Annotated in this window: 20 protein-coding genes and 2 tRNA genes; 13 read left to right on the top strand and 9 right to left on the bottom strand. The window is 71.0% G+C overall.

The window, feature by feature from the left end; all coding sequences use genetic code 11:
* The first annotated feature begins 31 nt into the window (after positions 1–31).
* The gene (locus ABIC61_RS13360) at positions 32–2,299 is read left to right on the top strand and encodes a DUF7402 domain-containing protein (RefSeq protein ID WP_354030288.1); all 2,268 of its coding nucleotides are present in this window, start codon (positions 32–34) and stop codon (positions 2,297–2,299) included.
* Positions 2,284–3,279: a glycoside hydrolase family 16 protein gene (locus tag ABIC61_RS13355; RefSeq protein ID WP_354030287.1), complete on the top strand. Its 996-nt coding sequence runs from the start codon at positions 2,284–2,286 to the stop codon at positions 3,277–3,279. Before ABIC61_RS13360 ends, ABIC61_RS13355 begins: the two co-directional genes overlap by 16 nt.
* Positions 3,280–3,534: 255 nt before the next feature.
* On the opposite strand, the gene ABIC61_RS13350 is transcribed toward ABIC61_RS13355, so the two are convergent.
* Genes ABIC61_RS13350 through ABIC61_RS13340 form a run of 3 tightly spaced genes read right to left on the bottom strand, consistent with a single transcriptional unit; the run spans position 3,535 to position 7,258 of the window.
* Entirely contained in the window at positions 3,535–4,782 is a 1,248-nt protein-coding gene (locus ABIC61_RS13350; RefSeq protein WP_354030286.1) for a glycosyltransferase family 4 protein, read from the bottom strand.
* On the bottom strand, positions 4,779–6,326 hold the full coding sequence (locus ABIC61_RS13345; RefSeq protein WP_144757428.1) for a lipopolysaccharide biosynthesis protein: 1,548 nt from the start codon (positions 6,324–6,326) through the stop codon (positions 4,779–4,781). Before ABIC61_RS13345 ends, ABIC61_RS13350 begins: the two co-directional genes overlap by 4 nt.
* Positions 6,323–7,258, bottom strand: coding sequence for a beta-1,6-N-acetylglucosaminyltransferase (locus ABIC61_RS13340; protein ID WP_354030285.1), 936 nt, complete (start codon positions 7,256–7,258; stop codon positions 6,323–6,325). Before ABIC61_RS13340 ends, ABIC61_RS13345 begins: the two co-directional genes overlap by 4 nt.
* A 434-nt stretch (positions 7,259–7,692) precedes the next feature.
* Between ABIC61_RS13340 and ABIC61_RS13335 the strand changes: the two genes are divergently transcribed.
* Positions 7,693–9,003 (top strand): glycosyltransferase family 2 protein, encoded by a 1,311-nt coding sequence (locus tag ABIC61_RS13335; RefSeq protein WP_354030284.1) that lies wholly within the window; start codon positions 7,693–7,695, stop codon positions 9,001–9,003.
* A 491-nt stretch (positions 9,004–9,494) separates the two neighbouring features.
* On the opposite strand, the gene ABIC61_RS13330 is transcribed toward ABIC61_RS13335, so the two are convergent.
* Positions 9,495–10,823, bottom strand: coding sequence for a glycosyltransferase (locus ABIC61_RS13330; protein ID WP_354030283.1), 1,329 nt, complete (start codon positions 10,821–10,823; stop codon positions 9,495–9,497).
* Between the two features lie 211 nt (positions 10,824–11,034).
* Between ABIC61_RS13330 and ABIC61_RS13325 the strand changes: the two genes are divergently transcribed.
* The 7 genes from ABIC61_RS13325 to ABIC61_RS13295 all read left to right on the top strand — a co-directional run bounded on the left by ABIC61_RS13325 (position 11,035) and on the right by ABIC61_RS13295 (position 17,278).
* The gene (locus tag ABIC61_RS13325; protein WP_354030282.1) at positions 11,035–11,574 is read left to right on the top strand and encodes a ricin-type beta-trefoil lectin domain protein; all 540 of its coding nucleotides are present in this window, start codon (positions 11,035–11,037) and stop codon (positions 11,572–11,574) included.
* Between the two features lie 240 nt (positions 11,575–11,814).
* On the top strand, positions 11,815–13,098 hold the full coding sequence (locus tag ABIC61_RS13320) for an ABC transporter substrate-binding protein (protein WP_354030281.1): 1,284 nt from the start codon (positions 11,815–11,817) through the stop codon (positions 13,096–13,098).
* A 161-nt stretch (positions 13,099–13,259) separates the two neighbouring features.
* The gene (locus tag ABIC61_RS13315) at positions 13,260–14,234 is read left to right on the top strand and encodes a carbohydrate ABC transporter permease (RefSeq protein WP_354030298.1); all 975 of its coding nucleotides are present in this window, start codon (positions 13,260–13,262) and stop codon (positions 14,232–14,234) included.
* 44 nt (positions 14,235–14,278) lie between these two features.
* Positions 14,279–15,142 (top strand): carbohydrate ABC transporter permease, encoded by an 864-nt coding sequence (locus tag ABIC61_RS13310; RefSeq protein WP_354030297.1) that lies wholly within the window; start codon positions 14,279–14,281, stop codon positions 15,140–15,142.
* Positions 15,143–15,147: 5 nt separating this feature from the next.
* Positions 15,148–15,567, top strand: coding sequence for a hypothetical protein (locus tag ABIC61_RS13305; RefSeq protein ID WP_354030280.1), 420 nt, complete (start codon positions 15,148–15,150; stop codon positions 15,565–15,567).
* 20 nt (positions 15,568–15,587) lie between these two features.
* A complete protein-coding gene (locus ABIC61_RS13300) occupies positions 15,588–16,589 on the top strand; it encodes a LacI family DNA-binding transcriptional regulator (RefSeq protein WP_354030279.1) in 1,002 nt (333 codons plus the stop codon).
* A 53-nt stretch (positions 16,590–16,642) separates the two neighbouring features.
* Positions 16,643–17,278 carry an MBL fold metallo-hydrolase gene (locus ABIC61_RS13295; RefSeq protein ID WP_354030278.1) on the top strand — a complete coding sequence of 212 codons (636 nt, stop codon included), beginning with the start codon at positions 16,643–16,645 and terminating at the stop codon, positions 17,276–17,278.
* A gap of 31 nt (positions 17,279–17,309) precedes the next feature.
* On the opposite strand, the gene ABIC61_RS13290 is transcribed toward ABIC61_RS13295, so the two are convergent.
* Positions 17,310–18,149: a DUF72 domain-containing protein gene (locus ABIC61_RS13290; RefSeq protein ID WP_354030277.1), complete on the bottom strand. Its 840-nt coding sequence runs from the start codon at positions 18,147–18,149 to the stop codon at positions 17,310–17,312.
* A 102-nt stretch (positions 18,150–18,251) separates the two neighbouring features.
* Here ABIC61_RS13290 and ABIC61_RS13285 point away from each other — a divergent pair.
* The 3 genes from ABIC61_RS13285 to ABIC61_RS13275 all read left to right on the top strand — a co-directional run bounded on the left by ABIC61_RS13285 (position 18,252) and on the right by ABIC61_RS13275 (position 18,960).
* A tRNA-Glu gene (locus tag ABIC61_RS13285) sits at positions 18,252–18,327 on the top strand.
* Positions 18,328–18,400: 73 nt separating this feature from the next.
* Positions 18,401–18,473 (top strand) — tRNA-Glu (locus tag ABIC61_RS13280).
* A gap of 64 nt (positions 18,474–18,537) precedes the next feature.
* On the top strand, positions 18,538–18,960 hold the full coding sequence (locus ABIC61_RS13275; RefSeq protein ID WP_354030276.1) for a hypothetical protein: 423 nt from the start codon (positions 18,538–18,540) through the stop codon (positions 18,958–18,960).
* A 16-nt stretch (positions 18,961–18,976) separates the two neighbouring features.
* Here ABIC61_RS13275 and ABIC61_RS13270 read toward each other — a convergent pair whose 3' ends face one another.
* Genes ABIC61_RS13270 through ABIC61_RS13255 form a run of 4 tightly spaced genes read right to left on the bottom strand, consistent with a single transcriptional unit; the run spans position 18,977 to position 23,664 of the window.
* Entirely contained in the window at positions 18,977–20,443 is a 1,467-nt protein-coding gene (locus ABIC61_RS13270) for an SDR family NAD(P)-dependent oxidoreductase (protein WP_354030275.1), read from the bottom strand.
* A 17-nt stretch (positions 20,444–20,460) separates the two neighbouring features.
* Complete coding sequence (locus tag ABIC61_RS13265; RefSeq protein WP_354030274.1) at positions 20,461–21,534, bottom strand: threonine aldolase family protein; 1,074 nt, start codon at positions 21,532–21,534, stop codon at positions 20,461–20,463.
* Positions 21,535–21,538: 4 nt separating this feature from the next.
* The gene (locus tag ABIC61_RS13260) at positions 21,539–22,210 is read right to left on the bottom strand and encodes an SDR family NAD(P)-dependent oxidoreductase (RefSeq protein WP_354030273.1); all 672 of its coding nucleotides are present in this window, start codon (positions 22,208–22,210) and stop codon (positions 21,539–21,541) included.
* Entirely contained in the window at positions 22,207–23,664 is a 1,458-nt protein-coding gene (locus ABIC61_RS13255; protein WP_354030272.1) for a DUF6421 family protein, read from the bottom strand. Before ABIC61_RS13255 ends, ABIC61_RS13260 begins: the two co-directional genes overlap by 4 nt.
* Between the last annotated feature and the right edge of the window lie 70 nt (positions 23,665–23,734).

Here is a 23,734-nt window from a genome sequence, read left to right as displayed (position 1 = left end):
GCACCCGCGGCGGACACGGCGAACGATCGCCGTGTCCGCCGCGGCGGTGCTCGCGACCGTCGCAGCGCTCCTCGTCGGACCCGCTCTCGTCGTCCCCGCCGCGGACGCCGCGACGACCGCCGACTGCAGCGCGGGACGCGTCCTGAACGTCGTCGCGCACCCCGACGACGACCTGCTCTTCCAGGGCACCGCGCTCCGGGCGGACATCGACGCCGGGCGGTGCGTGCGGTCCGTCGTGGTGACCGCCGGGGACGCCGGGTACCCCGCGGGGTACTGGCAGAGCCGCCAGGAAGGGCTGATGAAGTCCTACGCCGGCATCGCCGGGGTCGCGTCCGACTGGTCGACCGGGTCGCTCACCGTCGCGGGCCGGACCCTCCACACCGAGACGCTCACGACCGATCCACGCGTGAGCATGGTGTTCCTGGAACTGCCGGACGGCAACGTCGAGGGCAACGGGTTCTGGGCCGACGGGTACCAGAGCCTGCAACGCCTGTACACGGGCGACACGAGCACGATCAGCACCGTCGCGGACGCCCTGCACGGCGCGACCTACACGCTCCCGCAGCTCCGTTCGACGCTGCTCGGCGTCGTGCAGGACTTCGCGCCGAGCCACATCCACACCCTCGACTACGAGGGCTCCTACGGCGACGGCGACCACAGCGACCACCACACCGTCGGGTACCTCGCCGACGAGGTGCAGCAGCAGTACAGCGGCACCCACGACTTCACGGGGTACATGGGGTACCCGATCGCCGACCGACCCGCCAACCTCACCACCGCGCAGGTCGACGCGAAGGCGGACGCGTTCTTCACCTACGCCGCGTACGACGACCTGACCTGCGCGTCCTGGGAGGCGTGCGCCTCCCGTCCGGAGTCGTCCTGGTTGAACCGCCAGTACACCGTGGGCTCGACGGACCCGACCGTCCCGTCCGACCCGCAGCGCACCGACGTCACCGCCGGCGCCACGGTCACCGCGAGTGCCGAGAACCCCGCGGACGGGCAGACCGCGCTGAAGGCCGTCGACGGGGTCGTCTCGGGCTACCCGGCCGACCCGACGAAGGAGTGGGCTGCGCCGAACGGTGGCGTCGGCACGTGGATCCAGCTCGGCTGGGGGAGCGCGACGACCCTGACCGAGGTCGACCTGTCCGACCGTCCGAACAGTGCCGACCAGGTGCTCGGCGGCACCCTGACGTTCTCCGACGGGTCGAGCGTCGCGGTGCCCGCGCTGCCGAACGGCGGTGCGGCGCAGACCGTCACGTTCAGTGCCCGGAAGGTCACCTGGATGCGCTTCACCGTCACGGCCGTGAGCGGGTCCACCGAGAACATCGGACTCGCCGAGCTCCGCGCGTTCGGGCCGGCAGGCGCGACCACACCGCCGGCGACCGGCCCGACCGACATCACCACCGGCGCGACCGTCACCGCGAGTGCCGAGAACCCGGCCGACGGGCAGACAGCGCTGAAGGCCGTCGACGGCGTCGTCTCGGGCTACCCGGCCGACCCGACCAAGGAGTGGGCGGCACCGAACGGTGGCGTCGGGACCTGGATCCAGCTCGCGTGGTCGAGCGCGAGGACGCTCAGTGAGGTGCACCTGGCCGACCGGCCGAACACCGACGACCAGGTGCTCGGCGGGACGCTGACGTTCTCCGACGGGTCGAGCGTCACGGTGCCGGCGCTCCCGAACGGCGGCGCGCTCCAGACCGTGGCGTTCACCGCCCGGCAGGCCACGTGGGTCCGGTTCACGGTGACGGCGGTGAGCGGGGCGACGAAGAACATCGGGCTCGCCGAGATCCGCGTGTACGGGACCTCGACCTCCACCACGACACCGACACCGACACCGACGCCGACACCGACGCCCACGCCGACGCCCGCGCCGAAGCTGACCGACGTCACCGGATCGGCCACACCGTCCGCGAAGGCCGACAACCCCGCCGACGGCCAGACCGTCGCGAAGGCCGTCGACGGCGTCGTGTCCGGCTACCCCGTCGACCCGACGAAGGAGTGGGTGGCGCCCTCGGGCCGCACGGGCGTCTGGTACCAGCTCACCTGGGCGAAGGCCGTCCCGCTGCAGCGGATCGTGCTGCACGACCGCCCGAACACCGCCGACCGGGTCACGAGCGGAACGCTCACGTTCTCCGACGGCAGCACGGTGACCGTCGGGCAGCTGCCGAACGACGGCACGGCACTCACGGTCGACTTCAGTGCCCGGAACGTCACGTGGGTCCGGTTCACCACCACCGGGGTCTCCGGGACCACCGTCAACATCGGGTTGTCGGAGATCCGGGCATGGGCCCTGCAGTGACCCCGTCGCTCGACGGGGACGCCGCCGTCGACCACGGGGCACCACCCGCACACGGGACCGGGCTCGCGAGACACCGTGGTCCGGTCCGACGTGCCGGCCGTCGGATCGCCGTCGTCGCCGGTGCCCTCGTGATCGCAGCCGGTGCGGTCGCCGCGACGACCGCGACGCCCCTGGTGGTCGACCCCACCGACCCGAGCGGAGCGACGATGCCGACCAGTGACGGCAGCGGCTGGGACCGAGTGTTCTCCGAGGACTTCGCGGGCGGCTCCTCGCGGGGCGGCTTCGAGGCGGACTACTCCGACCGGTTCTCCGTGTACCACGGCTTCGCGGACACCGCCGGGACGGGTCGGTACCAGGCCTCGGTCCTCAGCGCGCACGACGGTCTCCTCGACATGCGGCTGCGCACCACGAAGGGCGGTACACCGCTCGCCGGAGGGATCGTGCCGCTCGTCGACGGCCAGTGGGGCGGGCAGACGTCCGGTCGGTACTCCGTCCGGATGAAGAGCGACGAGGTCGACGGCTACGGGGTCGCGATGCTGCTCTGGAGCGACGAGAACGTGTGGGAGCACGGTGAGATCGACTTCCCCGAGGGCGCGCTCGGCGCTCCGGCGTACCTGAACGTGCACTGCCTCGAGGACCCCGCCGAGAAGTGCGTCCACTACGAGACGAGTGCCTCGCTCGCCGACTGGCACACCTACACGATCGAGTGGACGCCCTCCCGGATGTCCTTCCTCGTCGACGACGAGGTCGTGGGGACGACGACGGAGAACATCCCGACCTCGCCCATGCACCTCGTCGTGCAGGCGGGGTCGAACGAGGGGCTGCCGCCGCGCAGTGCGGCCGGTTCGCTCCTGATCGACTGGATGACGATCGACGTGCCGGCGGCCGGCGCCGAGCCGCAAGCGAGCCTGCCCTCCGGTGCCGTGCCTCCCGCGCGGGGCAGCTGGACAGCGGGCGACGAGGATCCCGAGGCGGGCTGAGCCCGCGCACGCGGAAGCGACGGTCTGCCGCGATCCTTGCGCGCACCTCCGTCGCTTTCGCGGCAGGCTCCGCTGACGCTCGCGCGGGTCTGTCGCGTTCGCGACGCACTGTCGGCCTGGAGGCACGGATCCAGCCCGCACCGTGCCTCCAGTCCGATGTCCGTCGCGTCCCGTTGTGAAAGCGACGGTCTGCCGCGGAACGTCGGCGCACTCCTGTCGCTTTCGCGACAGCAACCGACGGCGACAGCCGCGCGCTCAGCGCCCGGCGTGCTCCTGGAGCGCGCCGAGCAGCGCGGCGACGTGCGGCTCCCGTCCGTGGTGTGCGCGGACGAACTCCCGGCCACGGGCTCCGAGGGTCGGGTCGTGCACCGCCTCGTCGAGGACGTCCAGCAGCTTCCGAGCCAGCGCCCGCGTGTCCGCGGGGTCGACCGTGCAGCGCGCCCACTCACCGGACAGGATCTCCCCGGTTCCTCCCGACTCCGCGGCGACCACCGGGCGGCCGGTCGACATCGCCTCGACGACCACGCGGCCGAAGCCCTCGGGTTCGATCGAGGGTGCCACGACGAGGTCTGCGGCGTGCAGCAGCGGGACGACGTCGTCCCGCTCGGGGAGGACGAGCACCGAGTCCTCCGGGAGTTCGGCGATCGCGCGGTTCACGGCGTCCGCCTCGCTCGGGTAGAGCGCGCCGGCGAGGACGAGCAGCGGCGCGCGACGCGGCCCCGCGGAGGAGGCGGGGACGGTCTGCAGTGCCCGGGCGTCCGCGGTGGCGAGCACCTGACTCCAGGCAGCCAGCAGGGCGAGCACGCCCTTCGACCGGGTGAGCCGGCCGTAGTAGAGCACTGTGGGGGTGGCGTCGTCGATGCCGAGCGTCGCCCGGGCACGGCGGGTCTCGTCGGGGGTCGCTGCGCGGAACGCATCCGTGTCGACGCCGTTCGGCACGATCGTGATCTTGTCCGAGGGTGCGCCGGCCTCCTGCCATGCCGCGGCCATCGCGTTCGAGACGGCGAAGAACCGTGTGCGGCCGCCGGAGAACGCGCGGATGCGACGGTAGTTCGGGGCGTGGTGCAGGTGCACGGCCAGGGGGACGCCGGCGACCATCGACGCGATGCGACCGAACGGCAGGTACTCCGGCCGGTTCAGCCAGAGGACGTCGAGGCGCGAGCGGCGGATGCGGAGTCCCTCGCGGGCGAAGCGCCAGGCGTCGCGGAGCGCGGTCCGGACGCCGAAGCGGTAGTCGGTCGCGTCGATGAGGGAGACGCCGAGTCGTTCGTACGGTGCGCGGCCCTCGCCCGGACGGGGCGCGTGCGCGTCGCGGTGCCAGACCTCGACCTCGTGGCCGGCTGCGACGAGGTCGGCGGTGTCCTCGAGCACGCAGCGCTCCAGCCCACCGTTCAGGGCGAGCCCGGTGACGACGGCGCCGATCCGCAGCGGTCTGCTCCCGTCGGCCGTTCGTCTCCGCGCGGCCGTTCGTCTCCGGTCGGCCGTTCGCTTGCGGTCGGTCACGACGCACCTCCTCGTGCGGCCCGTAGTCGTCGGATGAACCAGGGGAGACAGGCGAGCACCCCGGCGACGCGGATCCAGTTCCAGAGGGCGTCCTGCGGCACGGCTGTCGACACCGCCGCGACGACGAGGGCGGCCACGATCGGCAGCACGATCCGCAGACCCGGCCCGCGCCACTCGCGGCGGTCGGACAACGCGAAGAGCTGCATGGCGGCGAGGCCGACGTACGCGACGACGGTCGCGATCGCGGCGCCGGCGATGCCGAACACGGGTACGAGCAGCAGGTTCGCGCCGATGTTCACGACGCCGGCGATCGCGGCGATCACGCCGACGGCGACTCCTCGGCGTTCGATGAGCAGCAGACGACCGGTCGCACCGCTCGCCACGACCGGGAAGGCCGTGACGGCGACGATGAACACGACGATGGTGAGCTCGTGGACGCGGTAGGACGCCGGCGCGAGGATCGGCAGCGCGACGGGGGACACCAGGGTCACCGCGAGCAGCACGGGTGCGAGCATCCGGTAGAGCTCGTTCCGTGAGTGCATCGCGAGCTGCCGACGGGCGACGGCGTCGCGGAGGGCGGCGAAGTGCGGCGCCCACGCCTGGTTCGTGAACGACAGGAGCAGGATCACCGCGGACCCGACCACGTAGGCGATCTGGTAGCGCGCGACCTCCTCCGGGCCGAGCAGCCGCTGCACGACGACACGGTCGCCGGCGTTCAGCACGAAGTAGGACAGGTTGCCGAGGGCGATCGGGATGCCGAGCCGGAACGCGCGCGCGTTCGTCCGGCGGTCGAACAGGCCGGCGAGCCGGGGCCTCGTCGCCGCGATGCCGATCACCATGGCCACGCCCTGGGCAACGACCCCGCCCCACGCGTACGTGGTGGCGTCGGCGTGCACGAACGTCAGCAGGCCGAGGCCGATGATCGAGCCGCCGATCGACGACAGCAGGCTCGTGACGGCGAAGACCTTGATGCGGTCCTGTGCGACGAGGAGCGCCAGGGAGATCTGCACGATCGCTGCAGGGCCGGTCCAGAGGACCGCGACCAGGAGCAGCGGGTGCGAGCCCACGAACCCGGCGGCGTCACCCCACGCGGGGATCGTCGTCAGGGCGATGACGGTGACGATGCTCGCCGTGATCATGCCGACCGCGAGCAGTCCGCGGGCGCGTCGGTCGTCACCGTCCTCGGCACGTTGCAGCACGGCGGCCTGGTCGATGCCCGCTACGGCCAGCACGACGAGTGCCTGGTAGAGCGCGATGGCCGACGCGAGCACGCCGAACTCGGCCGGCGGCATGAGGTGCGCCAGGACAGGGGAGATGAGTGAGGAGACGACGAGCTGCATCGACCAGACGACGACGTAAAGCAGCCCGCGGCCGAACAGGACGGACGAGCCCTTGCGCACCGCGACCGCTCCGGTGTCGAGCGACTCGGGGACGGGCGCGACGGTCTCGGCGGGGTCACCGACCTCCACCTCGGCGGGGGTGTCCACCGCCGCGGCTTCTCGTGCGGCGCGGGCTTCGCGGCGGGTCTGCGGCGGGAGCGTCACGGTGCGACCACCACCGACGGCGAACCGGCCCCGTGCTGCCGCAACCCGAACGCCCCGTCCACGATGTCGAGCAGGTCCGAGCTCAACGCCGTCGAGAACTTGCGCGCGAACACGTGGGGGTGCTCGAGGTCCGGCATCGTCCGACGCTCGAGCAGTGCGCCCGCATCTGCCGTCGTCAGCCACGGTGGGCTCTTCCGCGCCGTCCCGTCCCAGCCGATCCACCACAGCGGACTCGGCACGTGCTCGTCCGCGAACCCCGGCGTCAGGGTGGGGGTGCTGAGCACGGACGGCACGAAGGTCTCGTCGGCCACCCACGTCCGGCGCCAGAAGCGGACCAGGTCCGGCCGGTTGTCGACGGTGTCCACGACCGCAGCAGCGTGGCGGCGTGCGAGGACCTTGAGCTGCGATCCGCCCGCGAACACGACGTCCTTCGGGACCCGGCGGGGGACCGGCAGCCGGATCATCCGCTTCCGCCACGCCCAGTGCCGGTACCGGATCCGTGCGACCCCGCCACCCCGGCCCCACTCCGGGAACGGCAGCGGGTGCGCAGCGATGAAGGACTCCTCACGGTGCGCGTCGAGCAGCGCGGTGATCTCGGCCGGGTCCGCGAGCGGGTAGTCGCTCCCGGTGAGGACCGCCACGTGCGACGCGTCCGACCCGGCGAGTGCCGCTCGGTACCCCTCCACCTCGGCCTCGACGTTCTCCCACTTCGCCCAGCCGGTGCGGATGCGCGGGAGGAGCCGGACACGGTCCGGCAGCCCGTCGGTCATCGCCCGGAACACCGACTCCGGTGTGCTCGCGTCGCAGTGCAGGAACACCGGGAACGGATCGAGCGCCTCGACGAGTCGGCGGACGTGCTCGGGGTCCTCGTGGGCGAGGACGATGCACGCGAGTGCCGCGGGTGAGGCGGGCGCCGCTGGGGAGATGGCCATGGACGCGACGCTAACCGCGCCGTTCCGGGGCCGACAGGGCTCCCGGCGCCTGCTGCGGGGAAGCGGCGGTTTCCCGCACCACGGCCCCTGAACTGGGTCTGATCAGCGTTTCTTGCGGAACCTCGGGCAGTCGCAGAGCGCGCAGTCGGTACCGGGGCGGTAGTGCTCGTGCGCCTCTTGTACGTGGCCGCAGACGCACGTCGCGGCATCGACCACGAGGACGGTCCGTTCCGACGGGAGGTCGGCGCCGAGCTCGGTCGTGGGGCCCAGCGGCATTCGTCCTCCTCGTGCCCGGCGTGCTGCCGCCGGGTCGTCCCCCCGATCCTACGGGCCGCGCGGGATCCGGTGGCGGCAAACCGCAAGAGGGACGTCCGTCGCCGCATCCCCGCTGGGTCCCCGTTGACCGTGCCGGAGCCCCACCGGAGCATCGGACCATGACCGACCACCAGGCCACCGCCGTGCCCGTGCTGATGATCGCGCCCGCGATGCCGTCGCCGGACCTCCCCGCCTGGCCCGGAGCCGCCTGGGTGGGCGCCATCGACCGGCAGGAGGCGCTCGCCGCCTCCGCCGTCGAGCTCGCCGGCGCGGAGGGGTTCCGCCGCGCCCGCCTCCTGGTGCGCGACGGTCGCGAGGTCGCCGGCTTCGTCGACGTCGCCGTCGACGCGAGCGGGGAGGTGGACCCGGCCGAGCTGGGTCCGGCCCTGCGCGCCCTGCGCACCCTGCGCACCACGGGCCTCCCGGCCGCCCCGCAGGGGGACCCGTCTGGTCGCATCTCCGTCGTCATCGGCACCCGCGACCGGCCGGACGACGTCCGCCGCTGCGTCCGCAGCGTCCTCGCCTCCGACCACCCCGACTTCGAGGTGTTCGTGGTCGACAACGCGCCGACCACCTCGGCGACCCGCGACGTGGTCGCCGCGTTCGCCGACCCGCGGCTCCACTACGTCCTGGAGGCCCGACCCGGCGTCTCACGCGCACGGAACGCCGGTCTCGCCCTCGCCTCCGGGGCCGTGGTCGCCTTCGTCGACGACGACGTGGTCGTCGACCGGCACTGGCTCGCGGCGCTCGCCGACGCGTACGCCCGCGACGCGGACGTCGTCTGCGTGACCGGACTCGTGCCGAGCGGGGAACTCCGCACCCCCACGCAGCGCTACTTCGACGAGCGGGTGACCTGGGCGCGCAACCTCGACCGCCGGGTGTTCCGGACGTCGGCACCCCCGGAGGACCTGCCGCTCTTCCCGTTCTCGGTCGGCGCGTTCGGCACCGGCGCGAACATGTCCCTCCGGCGCTCGGCCGCGCTCGCCCTCGGTGGTTTCGACGTGGCACTCGGCCCGGGGACGCCGTCCCGTGCGGGGGAGGACCCCGACCTGTTCACCCGTGTCCTGCTGTCCGGCGGGGCGCTCGCCGTGGAGCCCTCCGCGATCGTGTGGCACAAGCACCGTCCCGACCGTGCCGCGCTGCGCTCCCAGGCGCTCGGGTACGGCACGGGGCTCGGGGCCTGGGTCGCGAAGCTGATGCTGCGACCCCGGACGGCGTTCGCGGTGTTCCGTCGGGCGTTCGGTGCGCTCAAGCAGCTCGGGGCGCTGGGGCAGGGCGACGGGCAGGTGTCGGCCGCGGTGGACGCGCTCGGGGGCTGGCCGGTCGACGACGAGTTCGTGGCGGCGACGGCAGGGCTCAAGCGTGTCGAGTTGATCGCGGCGCTCGGTGGGCCGTGGCGGTACCTGCGGTCGGTGCGCGCGGCGCGCTGACGCGGGGCGGCGTGCGCGGGTCGGCTGGGCTGCCGGGCGGGGCGGGGCGGGGCGGCGTGCTGTGCCGACCCGTTGCGACAAAAACGGTCGTCGTTCGACAGCCGTTTTGTCGCGTGTTGTGCGTGCAACGGTTGCGGGTGCATGTTGCGACAACGCGCTCGTCGTTCGACAGCCGCTTTGTCGCTCGTTGTACGCGCAACCACCGGTCTGGAGGCGCGTGGCGGACTGGCACCGTGCCTCCAGGCTGGTGAGTGGGCCAGCATGCGCGTGCATGGTGCGACAACGTGCTCGTCGTTCGACAGGTGCGGTGTCGCTTGTCGCGCGTGCAACGGTTGCGCGTGCATGGTGCGACAACGCGCTCGTCGTTCGACAGCCGTTTCGTCGCTTGTTGCACGCGCAACGACCCTGCCGCCCCCCCGCACGCACCCGCCGGCGGACGGGAGGCCCGTGGCGACGCTGCCACGGGCCTCCCGTCCGTCGGACGGTCGCGTCTAGGGCCGGAAGCGGCCCTCCTCGACGTCGCGCCAGAACCGGCGGCTCCGGAAGTACGCCGCCGGGCCGGCCGGGAAGCCGCGGAACTCGTGGTACGCCAGCGAGCGGGGGATCTGGGTCGTCGACGCCTCGGTGATGGTCTCCGCCGCAGCGTCCCGCTTCCCGCGCAACCGGGACACCAGCTGGGCCAGCTTGATCTTGCCGGCGCGCGGCATCAGGCGGGCGAGCACGAGCGCGTGCCGCCGGTCCTTCGCGATCAGCTCGCACATCAGCGCCGTGAAGCCGACGCCGTTCGAGTGCAGCTGGCCGTGCAGCCCCTCGAGGTCCTGGCGGTGCCGGTGGTGCACGACCGCCCGGGGCTCGAAGCCGATCCGGCCGCCGCCCCAGAGGATGTCGATGAAGATCGCCAGGTCCTCACCGCCGCGCGCGGGCACGCCGGCACCGAGCACGGGGTCGAACCCGCCGACGGCGTCGAACGCGGAGCGGCGGACCGCCCAGTTCGCACCGGCGCCGTAGCCGCCGATGCCGTAGATCGCGAAGTGCTTGCGGACGGTGCCGTCAGGTGCGATCGCGGAGGCCTGCGCGTGCCGCATGACGCCCTGGACGTCGTCCGGGACGATCGTCACCGGGTCGAAGGTGCGCTCGCCGCTGAAGCCGCCGTAGTAGGCCTCGTACCAGATCTGCGCGGGCGTCTCGAGCTCGACGGGCAGGATCATGCCCGTGACGGCCTGGACCTCGGGCTCGCGGACGAACCGGCTGCCGATCGAGCGGAGCCACTGCGGGTCCACGCGGACGTCGTCGTCGGTGAACGCGATGATCTCGCCCTTGGCCGCGGCGACGCCGGAGTTCCGGCCGACCGAGCAGCCGGGGCGTCGCTCGGTGACGAGCCGCACGTTCCGACCCTCGAGCAGGCCCGGCAGCGCGTCGATGTCGGGCACCTTCACGCGGTTGTCGACGAGGACGACCTCGTAGTCCGGGTAGTCCAGGTGCTCGAGGAAGTCGAGCAGCTTCCCGATGTCCTCCACGCGGGCGACGATGGTCGACACGACGATCGAGATCATCGGCAGGTCCGCGTCCGGCACCTGCTCCGGGAAGGCGTCGACCGCGCCCGGGTGCCCGTCGACGAGCGGAGCGAGCGCGCGGGCGGCGTCGGCCGGGTCCGCCGTGAGCAGCACGTCGAGGGTCGTGACCGGGAAGCCGTCACGGTAGCCGACGACCAGCGCGGAGGAGCCGGTCTCGTCGGCGACGAGGGTCGGCAGCGGAGCGTCGAGGTCGATGCTGACGACCCGGCGCGGGCCGGGGACGGTGACGGGGGAGAGCAGGGCCATGCAGCGGACGCTACGGGGGCGGATCGGAGCGGACAACGGCGGGCCCACCCCGTGGCGGGGTTCGTGCGGGGTTCCGCACCGCTCCGTGGAATGAGACCAACCGTCCGTCTGCTGTGAATGCGCTCATGGAAGCGCAGCTTCTCATCGGCCGTACGTGGTCGGATGACGGTGGGGGGCGAGGGGTCTCCCACGTGGTTCAAGGGAGAAACACATGCAGAAGACGCGCACACGAGCACGCATGGTCGCCATCGCTGTCGTGGCAGCAGCCGCGGTCGGGGTCGTGCTGCCCGCTCAGTCCGCTTCGGCGGCGGTCACGACGCACTACTACGAACTGACGCACCTGAGCTCAAGCGGCACAAAGCTGTGTCTGACATCCACTGGCAACGCTGCAGCCGTCGTGATGAAGACCTGCGCGAAGTCGAAGTCCCAGCAGTGGTTCCAGCTTCCGTACGGCAACGCGATCGTCCTGACGAACGTGGCCAGTGTCTCGAAGACGTCGAGGAGCTACGTGCTCACCTCGTCCTCGCAGAGCGCAGGGGCGACATTCACGATGCAAGCAGTGAACGGCGGCGTGACCCAGCAGTGGAAATACGGGCACGCGGCGAAGAACAACGGTTTCGTGAACGCGTCGTCCGGTCGCGTGATGGCCGCGGGCTCTCTTGCGGTCGGTGGCCGAGTCGTCATCGCGAAGTCCCAGGACGGCGGGTACCTGCAGGCTTGGTCTGACTACGCCGCAGGCACGTACAGCTGATCCGTCACCGAGCGCCGAGGCGCGTCGCCCATCCGGGCGGCGCGCCTCGGCGTGAGCGCTCATCCAGGAAGTCACCGGAACTCCGGAGGTCACGCTCAGGTCACGGAATCTTTGCAACCGGTTGCGAAACGCCATGAGCGGGCGTAGCTTCCTCCACCAGCAGGCAGCGTCGCCTGCTCCAGGCAGCGTCGTCGACACCCGATCGACGTCACCTGGTGATCTCGACGAGGAGACAACGCTGTGAAGACAACACGCGCCAAGGTGCGGTTCGCATCGGTTGCGGGCGTGGCCGTCATCGGCCTCGTGCTCACCGGCTGCTCGAGCGGCAGCTCGGCATCGAACGACGCCCAGAACGGGCAGGACAGCCGCGGCCCGATCACGTACGTGCAGGGCAAGGACAACTCGAACGTCGTCCGACCGCTCATCGCGAAGTGGAACAAGGCACACAAGGACGAGAAGGTCACCTTCAAGGAGCAGTCCGACCAGGCCGACCAGCAGCACGACGACCTCGTGCAGCACTTCCAGGCGAAGGACGCCAACTACGACGTGGTCGACGTCGACGTCGTCTGGACGGCGGAGTTCGCCGCCAAGAGCTGGCTCGTGCCGCTCACCGGCAAGATGAAGATCGACACGTCGAAGCTCCTGCCGGCGACGGTCAAGACGGCGACGTACAACAACACGCTGTACGCGGCACCGCAGACCTCCGACGGCGCGCTCCTCTACTACCGCAAGGACCTCGTCAAGACGCCCCCGACCACGTGGGCCGACATGATGAAGGACTGCGACATCGCGAAGCAGGCCGGCATCGGCTGCTACGCCGGGCAGTTCGCCAAGTACGAGGGCCTGACCGTGAACGCCTCCGAGGCGATCAACGGTTCCGGCGGCTCGGTGCTCAACAAGGGCGGCACCCCGGACGTCGACACGTCCGACGCCAAGGCCGGTCTGCAGAACCTGGTCGACGCCTTCAAGGACGGGAACATCCCGGCCGAGGCGATCACCTACCAGGAGGAGCAGGGCCGCACCGCCTTCGAGGCCGGCAAGCTGCTGTTCCTCCGCAACTGGCCGTACGTGTACAGCCTCGCGAAGACCGACGGCTCGTCGAAGGTCAAGGACACCTTCGGCATCGCTCCGATCCCCGGCAAGGACGGCACCGGCGCCTCGACGCTCGGTGGTCACAACGCGGCGATCAGCGTGTACTCGAAGCACAAGGCGACCGCGCACGACTTCCTCGAGTACCTGGAGTCCAACGAGACGCAGAAGTTCTTCGCGACCCAGGGCTCGCTGGCCCCGGTCGTCGGTGACCTCTACACCGACTCCGAGCTCACCGCGAAGCTGCCCTACCTGCCCACGCTGCTCAAGTCGATCGAGTCGGCCGAGCCGCGCCCGGTCACGCCGTTCTACCCGGCCGTGACGAAGGCCGTCCAGGACAACACGTACGCCGCCCTCAAGGGATCCAAGAGCGTCGACGAGGCCCTGAAGGACATGCAGGCGGCCCTCAAGACGGCCACCAGCAGCGGCAGTTGACACCGCCCCGCGGCTGACGCCGCAACTTCCGGACTGGAGGCGCGGGTCGACCCCGCCCCGCGCCTCCAGTCCGCCCCATCCTGCGTTCCGACACCCGGCAAGGAGGCCGTCACGTGTCAGCAGCAACCGAGATCCCCGCAGCCATCCCCAACCCGACGGGGATGGAGCCGCAGAAGCGGCGCAAGGGCGGACTCAACGCCGAGCACGGCCGCTGGGCCGTGTACCTCATCGGCCCGACGATCGTGCTCCTCGCCATCGTCATCGGCTACCCGGTGGTCAGCGCGGTCATCCAGTCGTTCCAACTGGACCAGGGCCTCGACAAGACCACTCAACTGTTCGTACAGGGCGGCTTCGCCGGAGTCACGAACTACGTGCACTGGCTCGCCCAGCAGTGCGGCAACACCACCTGCCCGCCCGGTAGCATCGGCAGCCAGTTCTGGGTGTCGATGGGCAACACGTTCTTCTTCACGGTCGTCACCGTCGCCCTCGAGACGGTCATCGGCGTGTGGATGGCGATCATCATGAACCGCGACTTCAAGGGTCGCGCGCTCGTCCGTGCCGCGATCCTCGTGCCGTGGGCCATCCCGACCGCCGTCACCGCCAAGCTCTGGTACTTCATCTTCGACGCGAACGGTGTCCTCAACCACGTGCTCGGCCAGCAGATCCTCTGGACGAGTGGCGAGTGGGCGTCCCGGTGGGCGGTCATCATCGCGGACACGTGGAAGACCACCCCGTTCATGGCGCTGCTCATCCTGGCCGGCCTGCAGCTCATCCCCGAAGAGGTCTACGAGGCCGGGAAGATGGACGGAGCCTCCACCGTCCAACGCTTCTGGAACATCACGCTCCCGCTCGTCCGGCCCGCGCTCATGGTCGCGATCCTGTTCCGCGTGCTCGACGCGCTCCGCATGTACGACCTCCCCGCGATCCTCACCGGCGGTGGCGGTGGTTCGGGGAACGCGACCACCACGCTGTCGATCCTCGTGGTCGACCAGATCCGGCAGGGGTTCAACTCCGCGTCGGCACTCTCCACGATCACCTTCCTCGTGATCTTCATCGTCGCGTTCGTGTTCGTCCGGTTCCTCGGGGCGAACGTCGTGCAGACGCAGGCAGCCCAGCAGAAGGGTGAGCTCAAGTGACCCTCGCAGCCGACCGCCCCCGGTCCAACGCCCGTGCGCGCGACATCGCCGTCGATCGTTCGGACGTACGAGTCCAGCGCCACACCGGCCCCAAGGTCCGCACGGCGATCCAGGCCACCGTCATCGCGGTGTGGTGCCTGCTGCCCTTCTACTGGATGGTGGTGACGAGCTTCCGGGACGTCGGGTTCACCTTCGACGCCACCCCGTGGCCGACGCACGTCACCATCGACAACTACGCGACGGCGTTCTCGACCGCGCTCGGCAACCACCTGGGACGGGCGCTGCTCAACAGCCTCATCATCGGTGGCACGGTCACGATCATCGCGCTGCTCGTCGGCACGAGCGCGGCGTACGCCCTGGCCCGCCTGGAGTTCAAGGGCAAGTCGCTCATCGCCGGCGCGATCCTCGCCGCGTCGATGTTCCCGGGCGTCGCTCTCATCTCGCCGCTGTTCCAGCTCTTCACGGACATCGGCTGGATGGGGTCCTACCAGGCGCTGATCCTGCCGAGCATCTCGTTCGTGCTGCCCCTCACCGTCTACACGCTCGCGAGCTTCTTCCGCGAGATGCCGTGGGACCTCGAGGAGGCCGCACGCATCGACGGGTGCACGCGTGTGCAAGCGTTCCGACGGATCATCCTGCCGCTGGCCGCTCCCGCCGTGTTCACCACCGCGATCCTGGCGTTCATCTCCTCCTGGAACGAGTACCTCATCTCGTCCCAGCTCTCGAGCGACGCCACCCAGCCGGTGACCGTCGCCATCGCGGGGTTCCAGGGATCGGTCCCGCACCAGGAGCCGTACACGGCGGTGATGGCGGCGGGCACGATCGTGACGATCCCGCTCGTGATCCTCGTGCTCGTCTTCCAGCGGCGCATCGTGGCCGGCCTCACCGCCGGTGGCGTGAAGGGCTGACGGCCATGGCACAGCGCGGACCCACTCGCCCGACCGCCGGGATCGAGGAAGCGATCGGCTTCGTCGGGATGTTCGGTGTCCTGTTCCTCGGGGTCACGGTCTTCTGCGAGGTCACCGGGCGTCCGGCCCTCGGATGGGCGCTCACCCTGCTCGTGTGCGTGCTCGGCATCGTCGCCCTCGACCGGTGGCGGGTGTCGGTGCTGCGGCGCACGGCGTCGGCCGACGGCATCGGGGGAGCACCCGCGGCCCCGGCACCCCGGTCCACCCCGGCCGGATCGACTCCTGCCGGCGCCCGCGTGCACCGGCACGTCGGGTGGGACGAGCTCGCACCGGCCGGCCGGCGGCCGACCCGCGCCACGCGACCCGTCGCCGCGCCAGCGCGGACCGGCCCCGTGTCGGACGTGACCCGGTCGTCGGACGGCTGACGGGCCTCCAGACAGTGGCCATGGGCATCCAGGAGATCGCGACCGTCACCGGCCTGTCCAAGTCGACGGTGTCCCGCGCACTGCGGGGCATGTCGACGGTCGCCGACTCGACCATCGACCAGGTGCGGCGGGTCGCCGACGAACTCGGGTACGTCCCGAGCTCGGCGGCGGCCGGCCTCGCCACCGGACGGCAGCGCGCCGTCGGGGTCGTGGTGCCGGTCATCGACCGGTGGTTCTACGTGAAGGCGCTCGGCGGCGTCGACGCCGAGCTGCGGCGGGCCGGGTACGACCTCGTGCTGTACAACCTCGGCGGACCGGGGGGAGACCGCGACCGGGCGTTCCGGCGCTCGATGCTCCGACACCGCGTCGACGCCCTCGTGCTGCTCTCGCTCGTGCTCGACGAGACCGAGCGCGCCGAGCTCGAGCTCGCCCGGCACCCGATGATCGTGATCGGCGGGCCGGCCGCAGGCCTGCGGAACATCGGGGTCGACGACGTCGTCGTCGCCGGGATCGCCGTCGACCACCTCTGCGGACTCGGGCACCGGGACGTCGCCTACGTCGGTGGGCAGGACGAGGCCGGGATGAACGTCGCCGTGCCCTGGCTCCGACGCGACGGGTTCGTCGACGCGATGGCCGCCCGCGGTCTCGGCGTGCGGGACGAGTGGGTGCTCGACGGACGGTTCTCGTTCGCCGGTGGTGTGGACGCCGGCGCAGCGCTCTTCGGGGGTGGGCCGCGACCGACCGCAGTGTTCTGCGCATCCGACGAGATGGCGCTCGGTGTGGTGCTCGCCGCCCGCCGCGCCGGACTCGCGGTACCGGAGGACGTGTCGGTGATCGGCATCGACGGCCACGAGTACGGCGAGGTCGTCGGGCTGACCACCGTCGCCCAGGACCCCGAGGCCCAGGGCCGGACAGCCGCCCGGGCCGTGCTCGCCGAGGTGGACGGGGCGGCTGCGCGGGCACTGCCGGCGGCGCCGGCGCACCTCGTGGTCCGGGCGACGACGGGCCCGCCGCGGGCGTGAGGTGTCGCGCGCGCCCGGCGCCGCGGGCCCGCAGCCCGCGTAGGGTCTGCCGCATGGAGGTCACCAAGCTCGAACACGCCTGCCAGATCGTCACCGAGGGAGACGCTCGCCTCGTGATCGACCCCGGCAACTTCACCCGCCCGGTCGAAGCCACGGGTGTCGTCGCCGTCGTCGTCACCCACGAGCACCCCGACCACGTCACACCGGAGCAGCTCGCCGGCATCCTCGCGCGCAACCCCGATGCCGTCGTCATCGGCCCAGCCGGGGTCGCCGCGGCGCTCGCCGAGACCGGGATCCCGATCGACGTCGTCACGGACGGCGACCACCGCACGGTCGGCCCGTTCGACCTGACCTTCCACGGCACCCGCCACAACGTGATCCACTCGAGCATCCCTGTCATCGACAACACCGGTGTCCTCGTGGGCGGCAGGCTCTTCTACCCGGGCGACTCCTACACCGATCCGGGCGTCCCCGTCGAGGTGCTCGCCGCGCCCGTCGGCGCCCCGTGGCTCAAGGTCGCCGAGATGATGGACTACGTCACCGCGGTCGCGCCCCGTCGCGCGTACCCCGTCCACGAGGCCACGCTCTCCGAGATCGGCTACGGCATGCACACCGGTCGACTGCGTGAGGTGGTCGAGCCCGACGGCGAGTTCGTGCTGCTCGCGCCCGGCGAGTCGCTCACGGTCTGAGCGGGTGCGGCGGACTGCCTGGAGGCACGGATCACCCGCCGCCGTCGGCCCGCCTGCGCAGGCGGTCGGCGACGAGGCGGTCGAGCGCGAGCGCGTCCCACGGCGCGTGCCGCTCGGCGTCGTTGTCGAAGTACACGAACGTGTCCCGCCCGGCGTCGAGGTGATCGACGATGGTCGTCGCCCACCGTCCGAGAGCCTGGGGAGAGTACCCGTCGTGGTAGGTCCGCGGCGCACCGTGCAGGCGGAGGTACGCGATCGGAGCGCCGGTGTCCGCCCGGAACCGCGGGAAGTCGCCCGCGTGTGAGTCGACCAGGGCGACGCGGTGGCGCCGGAGCGCGTCGAGGTGGTCGTCGCCGAGGCCCGCGGCCCGGACCTCGAGCGCGTGATCGATCCGTCGGGACGGTTCCTCGGCGTGGACCGACGGGTCGGCCACCTTGTCGTCGTGGCGTTCGGCGAGTTCGGCGGCGGAACCCTGGGTCCGGGGAAGCAGCGCGAGGAACTCGTCGAGCACCTCGGGCGTCGGCAGGAGGGCTTCGGGGAGCTGCCAGAGGACCGGTCCGAGCGTCGCACCGAGCTCGAGCGGGCCGGACGCGAAGAAGTTCGCCAGCGCCGTGTCGACGTTTCGGAGCCGCAGCATGTGGGTGACGTACCGCCCACCCTTCAGCGCAAAGCGGAACGAGGGCGGCACCGATGCCCGCCATGCGCGGTACCGCTCCGGGCGCTGGAGCGAGTAGAACGACCCGTTGACCTCGACCGTCCGGAACCGTTCGGCCGCGTACTCGAGCCAGCGTCGCTTCGGCACTCCGGCCGGGTAGAAGTCGCCGCGCCAGGAGTCGTACTGCCAGCCCGACAGACCGATCCGCAGCGTCATCGATCCACCGTATTCCGACCGCGGCATGACGGCACACCCGGGCGACACGCCTCGTTTTGGCAGGGCGAGGGGCTTGTGCAATACTTGTCGAGTTGTCGGAACGGCCCCATCGTATAGCGGCCTAGTACGTCGCCCTCTCACGGCGGTAACGCGGGTTCGAATCCCGCTGGGGTCACCACAGGTGGCTTGCCTCCGACTCCGGCAACGAGCACGAGACCCCCGCTCCAGGGCGGGGGATTCGCATGTGTGACGGCCCCATCGTATAGCGGCCTAGTACGTCGCCCTCTCACGGCGGTAACGCGGGTTCGAATCCCGCTGGGGTCACACCGACACGAAAGCCCTCCGGTTGGCCGGGGGGCTTTCGTCGTTCCTCGGCTACCGTGGCCGCATGAGCGACTTCTTCATCGCGGGGAGCTGGCGCAACCGGGACGCCGTCCTCCAGGTGGTGGGAGCACTCGAACGCATCGGAGCATCGACCTACAGCTTCGTCCGAACGCAGTACGACGACGACGCGTCTGCGTTCGCAGCGCCGGGTGGCGCGGACGAAGCGGCGCTCGACGACCCGGGGATCCGGAAGCTCTTCACGCAGGACCTGGACGCCCTCCGTGTGGCGGAGCAGTTCGTCCTGGTGCTGCCTGCCGGTGCGGCCGCGCACATCGAGGCAGGGATTGCGTTCGGCCTCGGGAAACGGTGCTTCGCGGTGGGCCCGGTGGACCGATCCGAGACCCTCTACCGGATCTTCGACGCGATGACGGCGGATGCTGCGGATCTCGTCCGACACCTCGAGACTGCTGGGCCGCCCCGGTCGTGAACAGCGGCGGCCGCGATCACCACGAGCTCGGCCGGTAGTCCTTCAGGAACACCCCGAACAGGTCGTCGCCCGATTCGCCCCGGACGATCGGGTCGTACACGCGGGCGGCGCCGTCCACGAGGTCGAGCGGGGCGTGGAAGCCCTCTTCTGCCAGCCGGACCTTCGTCGGGTGCGGGCGTTCGTCGGTGATCCAGCCGGTGTCGACGCTCGTCATCAGGATGCGGTCGGTGTCGAACATCTCCTGGGCGCTCGTGCGGGTGAGCATGTTGACGGCGGCCTTCGCCATGTTCGTGTGGGGGTGCCCCGGTCCCTTGTACGCCCGGCCGAACACCCCCTCCATGGCACTGACGTTCACGACGTACGTCCGGTCTGCCCGGCTCGCCGCCAGTGCGGGGCGGAGCTTGGAGATGAGGATGAACGGCGCCGTGGTGTTGGCCAGCTGGACCTCGAGCATCTCGAGGGGGTCGACCTCGTCGACGTGCTGCGTCCAGGAGTTCACGTCGTGCAGGTCCGGGACGAGACCGCCGGCGTCGATCGCGGTGCCCGTGGCGAGGCGTTCGAGTGAGCTCGATCCCGGGGCCATGGCCAGCTCGGTGAGTTCGTCGGCCCGGGCGGCGGCCGCGGCCAGGATCGGGTGCGCCGAGACCGAGCGGGCGAGCGCCTGCGGGTGCTGGTCGTTCGTGTGCCCGAAGGTCACGAGCTCGGGCAGTGGTCCGTCCGGCAGCGGCGCGAGTTCCGCGTCGACGAGGGGCTGGTACGCGCCGGTCGACCGGCGCACGGTCTGGGTGGCGTTGTTGATCAGGATGTCGAGCGGGCCGGCCGCGGCGACGTCGTCGGCGAGACCGATGACCTGGGCGGGGTCGCGCAGGTCGATGCCGACGACCTTGAGGCGCGAGATCCACTCGGCGGAGTCGGGGAGGCTCGTGAACCGGCGAACCGCGTCGCGCGGGAACCGCGTGGTGATGGTGGTGTGCGCACCGTCCCGCAGGAGCCGGAGCGCGATGTACATGCCGATCTTCGCGCGTCCGCCGGTGAGCAGGGCGCGCTTGCCGGTCAGGTCGGTCCGGGCGTCGCGCTTGGCGTGGCTCATCGCCGCGCACGAGGGGCAGAGCTGGTGGTAGAAGGCGTCGACGACCGTGTACTGCTGCTTGCACATGTAGCACGGGCGCGACTTGAGCAGGGTGCCTGCGGTCGACGCCGTGGTCGAGGAGCTGATCGGGACCCCGCGGGTCTCGTCGTCGATCCGGTCGGCGGCCCCGGTGGCGGTGGCGGCGATCACCCGGCGATCGGCTTCGGCGATGACCGCACGCTTCTCGAGACGGTGCGCTCGCTTCACGGCCTTGAACATCTTCGCCGTCGCCTGGCGGACCCGCACGAAATCGGGGTGCGACTCGTCGATCGACGGCATCTGCTCGAGGACCCGGAGCGTGACGATCAGGTCCTCGGGGAGGATGCCGCTGGGTCCAGGGGTCTCGGAGATCACACGAGATTCTACGTGCGTCAGACCGCGTCGAGCTCCCGCGTCAGTGCGGCCACGAAGTCGTCGATGTCCTGCTCCGACGTGTCGTACGCGCACATCCACCGCACCTCGTTGCGGCTGGCGTCCCAGTCGTAGAACCGGAAGTGCTTGCGCAGGCGTTCGGCCACCCCCGCGGGCAGCGTCGCGAACACCCCGTTGGCCTGGGTCTCCTGGCTGAACCCGACGCCCTGGATGCTGCCGTCGGCGATCCCGGCCTCGAGCGCCCCGCGCAGTCGTGTGGCCATCGCGTTGGCGTGGCCCGCGGAGCGGAGGTACAGGTCGTCGGTCAGCAGGGCGATGAGCTGCGCCGACACGAACCGCATCTTCGACGAGAGCTGCATGTTCATCTTCCGGAGGTAGTGCAGGCCCTCGGACGCCGCCGGGTTCAGCACGACGATCGCCTCGCCGTAGAGCATCCCGTTCTTCGTGCCCCCGAAGCTCAGCACGTCGACGCCGGCGTCGGTCGTGAAGTCGCGGAGGGGCAGGCCCAGGGTCGCCGCGGCGTTCGAGATGCGGGCGCCGTCCATGTGCAGCGTCATGCCGAGCGCGTGGACGTGGTCGGCGATCGCGCGGATCTCCTCCACGGTGTACGCGGTGCCGAGCTCGGTGGTCTGGGTGATCGACACGACGAGCGGCTGGGCACGGTGCTCGTCACCCCAGCCCCAGGCCTCCTTGTCGATGAGCTCGGGGGTGAGCTTGCCGTCGGGTGTCTCGACGGGCAGGAGCTTGATCCCACCGATGCGCTCGGGTGCCCCGGCCTCGTCGGTGTGGATGTGCGCGGTCGCGGTGCAGACGACGGCGCCCCAGCGGGGGAGCATCGACTGCAGGCCGACGACGTTCGCGCCCGTGCCGTTGAACACCGGGAAGGCCTCTGCCTGCGGGCCGAAGTGGTCCTGGACCACCTCGCGCAGACGTGCCGTGTAGACGTCCTCGCCGTACGCGATCTGGTGGCCGTCGTTGGCCGCGGCGATCGCGTCGAGGATCTCGGGGTGGACGCCGGCGTAGTTGTCGGAGGCGAAGCCCCGCAGGTCCAGGTCGTGGAGTCGAAGGGTCACGGATTCATCCTAGGGAGGGTGGGGAGAGGGGGATGCGGGCGCCGTTCACGTCCGCCGCTGACGCCGACCAGAGCCGGACGACCTCGTCGGCGAGACGGTCCTCGAGGCCGGCGAGTGACCGGACGACGAACACCGTCGCGGCGGCGTTCGGCGCCTCCTTCCGGAAGCCCTGGGCCACGGCGCGCACCCAGGCGTCACCCGCGGCCTTCGCGGCGGCGTAGTTGGCGGCCCCGGCGGTGGGGGAGTCGACCACAGTCGACGACACGAACGCGAGCCGGCCGGCCGGGGACGCCACGAGATCGTCGTTGAACACCCGCGTGGTGTTCCGGAGCGTGCGGAACGCCCGGTCGAAGAACGCCCAGTCGTCGTCGGACTGCCCCGCGATGCCGCCCCCGCCGCGCCAGCCACCGACCAGGTGGACCAGGCCGTCGATGCGGCCGGACTCGGCGTGGACGGCCGCCGCCAGCGCGGTGACTGCACCGAGGTCCGAGAGGTCGCACGTGCGGGTGGTGACGCCCGGGACGGACGTCTGCAGTGCCTCCAGGGCGTCGGGTCTGGTGCCGACCGCGACGACGGCCGCACCGGCGGCGGTGAGCGCACGCGCGACCGCCGCGCCGCTGGTGCTGGTCGCACCGGCGACCAGCACCAGGCGGCCGGCGAGGGAACCACCCGTCACGCGGCGACGTCCTGGACGGAGGAGGCCCCGGTGATGCCGGCCGTCGACGCGATCACCGTCGCCATCTTCTTGTTGAGCGCTTCGTAGAACATCGAGAGCGGGAACTCGTCGTCGAGCACCGCGTCGGTGTAGCCCTTCGGCGGGCCCGCGAGCGTCTCGGCGGGGAGCCCGCGTGCCCAGGCGGAGGCCGGGTGCGGCGTGAGCGTCCGGGTGAGCATCTCGTACGCGGCGAGCCAGTGCGCCGACTTCGGCCGGTCGATGGAACGCCAGTACAGCTCGTTGATCTCGTCGCTGAGGGCGATGATGACGTCCGGGACCGCCTCCCAGTCGATCGTGAGCCGCGTGTCCGTCCAGTGCAGGACGTCGTGCTGGTGCATCCACGCGAACAGGAGCTGGCCGCCGAGGCCGTCGTAGTTCCGGACACGGCTGCCGGTGATCGCGAACCGGAAGATCCGGTCGAAGACGACGGCGTACTGCACCAGTCGTGCGTGGTCACGGATCGCGCGATCCGCGTCGGAGAGTTCGGCATCGGGCCGGGCTTCGAGTTCGCGCTGCAGCCGCACGCTTTCGCGGAAGGCCGTCAGGTCGCAGCGCAATTCCTCGAGCGAGTAGAGGAAGAACGGCATCCGCTGCTTGATCATGAACGGGTCGAACGGCAGGTCCCCGCGCATGTGCGAACGGTCGTGGATGATGTCCCACATCACGAACACCCGCTCGGTCAGTTCTTGGTCGTCGAGCATTGCCGCAGCGTCGTCGGGGAGGTCCAGTTTCGTGATCTCCGCGGCGGCCCGGACGACCCGGCGGTAGCGCGCGGCTTCGCGGTCCTGGAAGATCGCGCCCCACGTGAACGTCGGGATCTCGCGCATCGCGACCGTCTCGGGGAACAGCACCGCGGAGTTCGTGTCGTACCCCGGGGTGAAGTCGACGAACCGCAGAGCGACGAACAGTTTGTTGCCGAAGTCGCCGGTCTCGAGTTCGGCGATGAAGTCCGGCCAGATCACCTCGACCAGGACGGCCTCGATCAATCGCGAGGAACTGCCGTTCTGCGTGTACATCGGGAACACGACCAGGTGTCCGAGTCCGTCGACGCGGTGCTGCTGGGGCTGGAATGCATTGAGGGAATCGAGGAAGTCGGGAATGCCGAACCCCTCGTCGGCCCACCGTCGGAAATCGCGTTGGACCGCCTCCAGGAACGACGCGTCGTGCGGGAAGAAGGGGGCCAGTTCGGCGATGGCCGGGAGGATCGTGGCCAGGTGCGCGGTCGCGGTCGCGTGGTCCGACTGGTCGGGTACCGAGCCGTCCTCCGTCTGCAGCGCACGGAACGACACGACGGCGGCCTTCAGCCGCAGCCATGCGGGGTGCGTGGCGAGCGCACGGACCGACGCACGGTCCTCGACGACCTCGGGTTCTCCGACGATGGCGTCCTGCGAGAACTTCTGGACGAACTGCGACATGTCGAACCTCCCGTCGTTGGGTTTCCCCCGAGCCTAGGGAAGATCGGCGGACGCATTCTTGCCCGTTCCC

The organism is Curtobacterium sp. 1544 (genome assembly GCF_040544915.1).
GTDB classification, from domain to species: Bacteria; Actinomycetota; Actinomycetes; order Actinomycetales; family Microbacteriaceae; genus Curtobacterium; species Curtobacterium pusillum_C.
The sequence above is the reverse complement of the archived record's forward strand: the minus strand, read 5'-3'. Positions and strand labels throughout refer to the sequence as shown.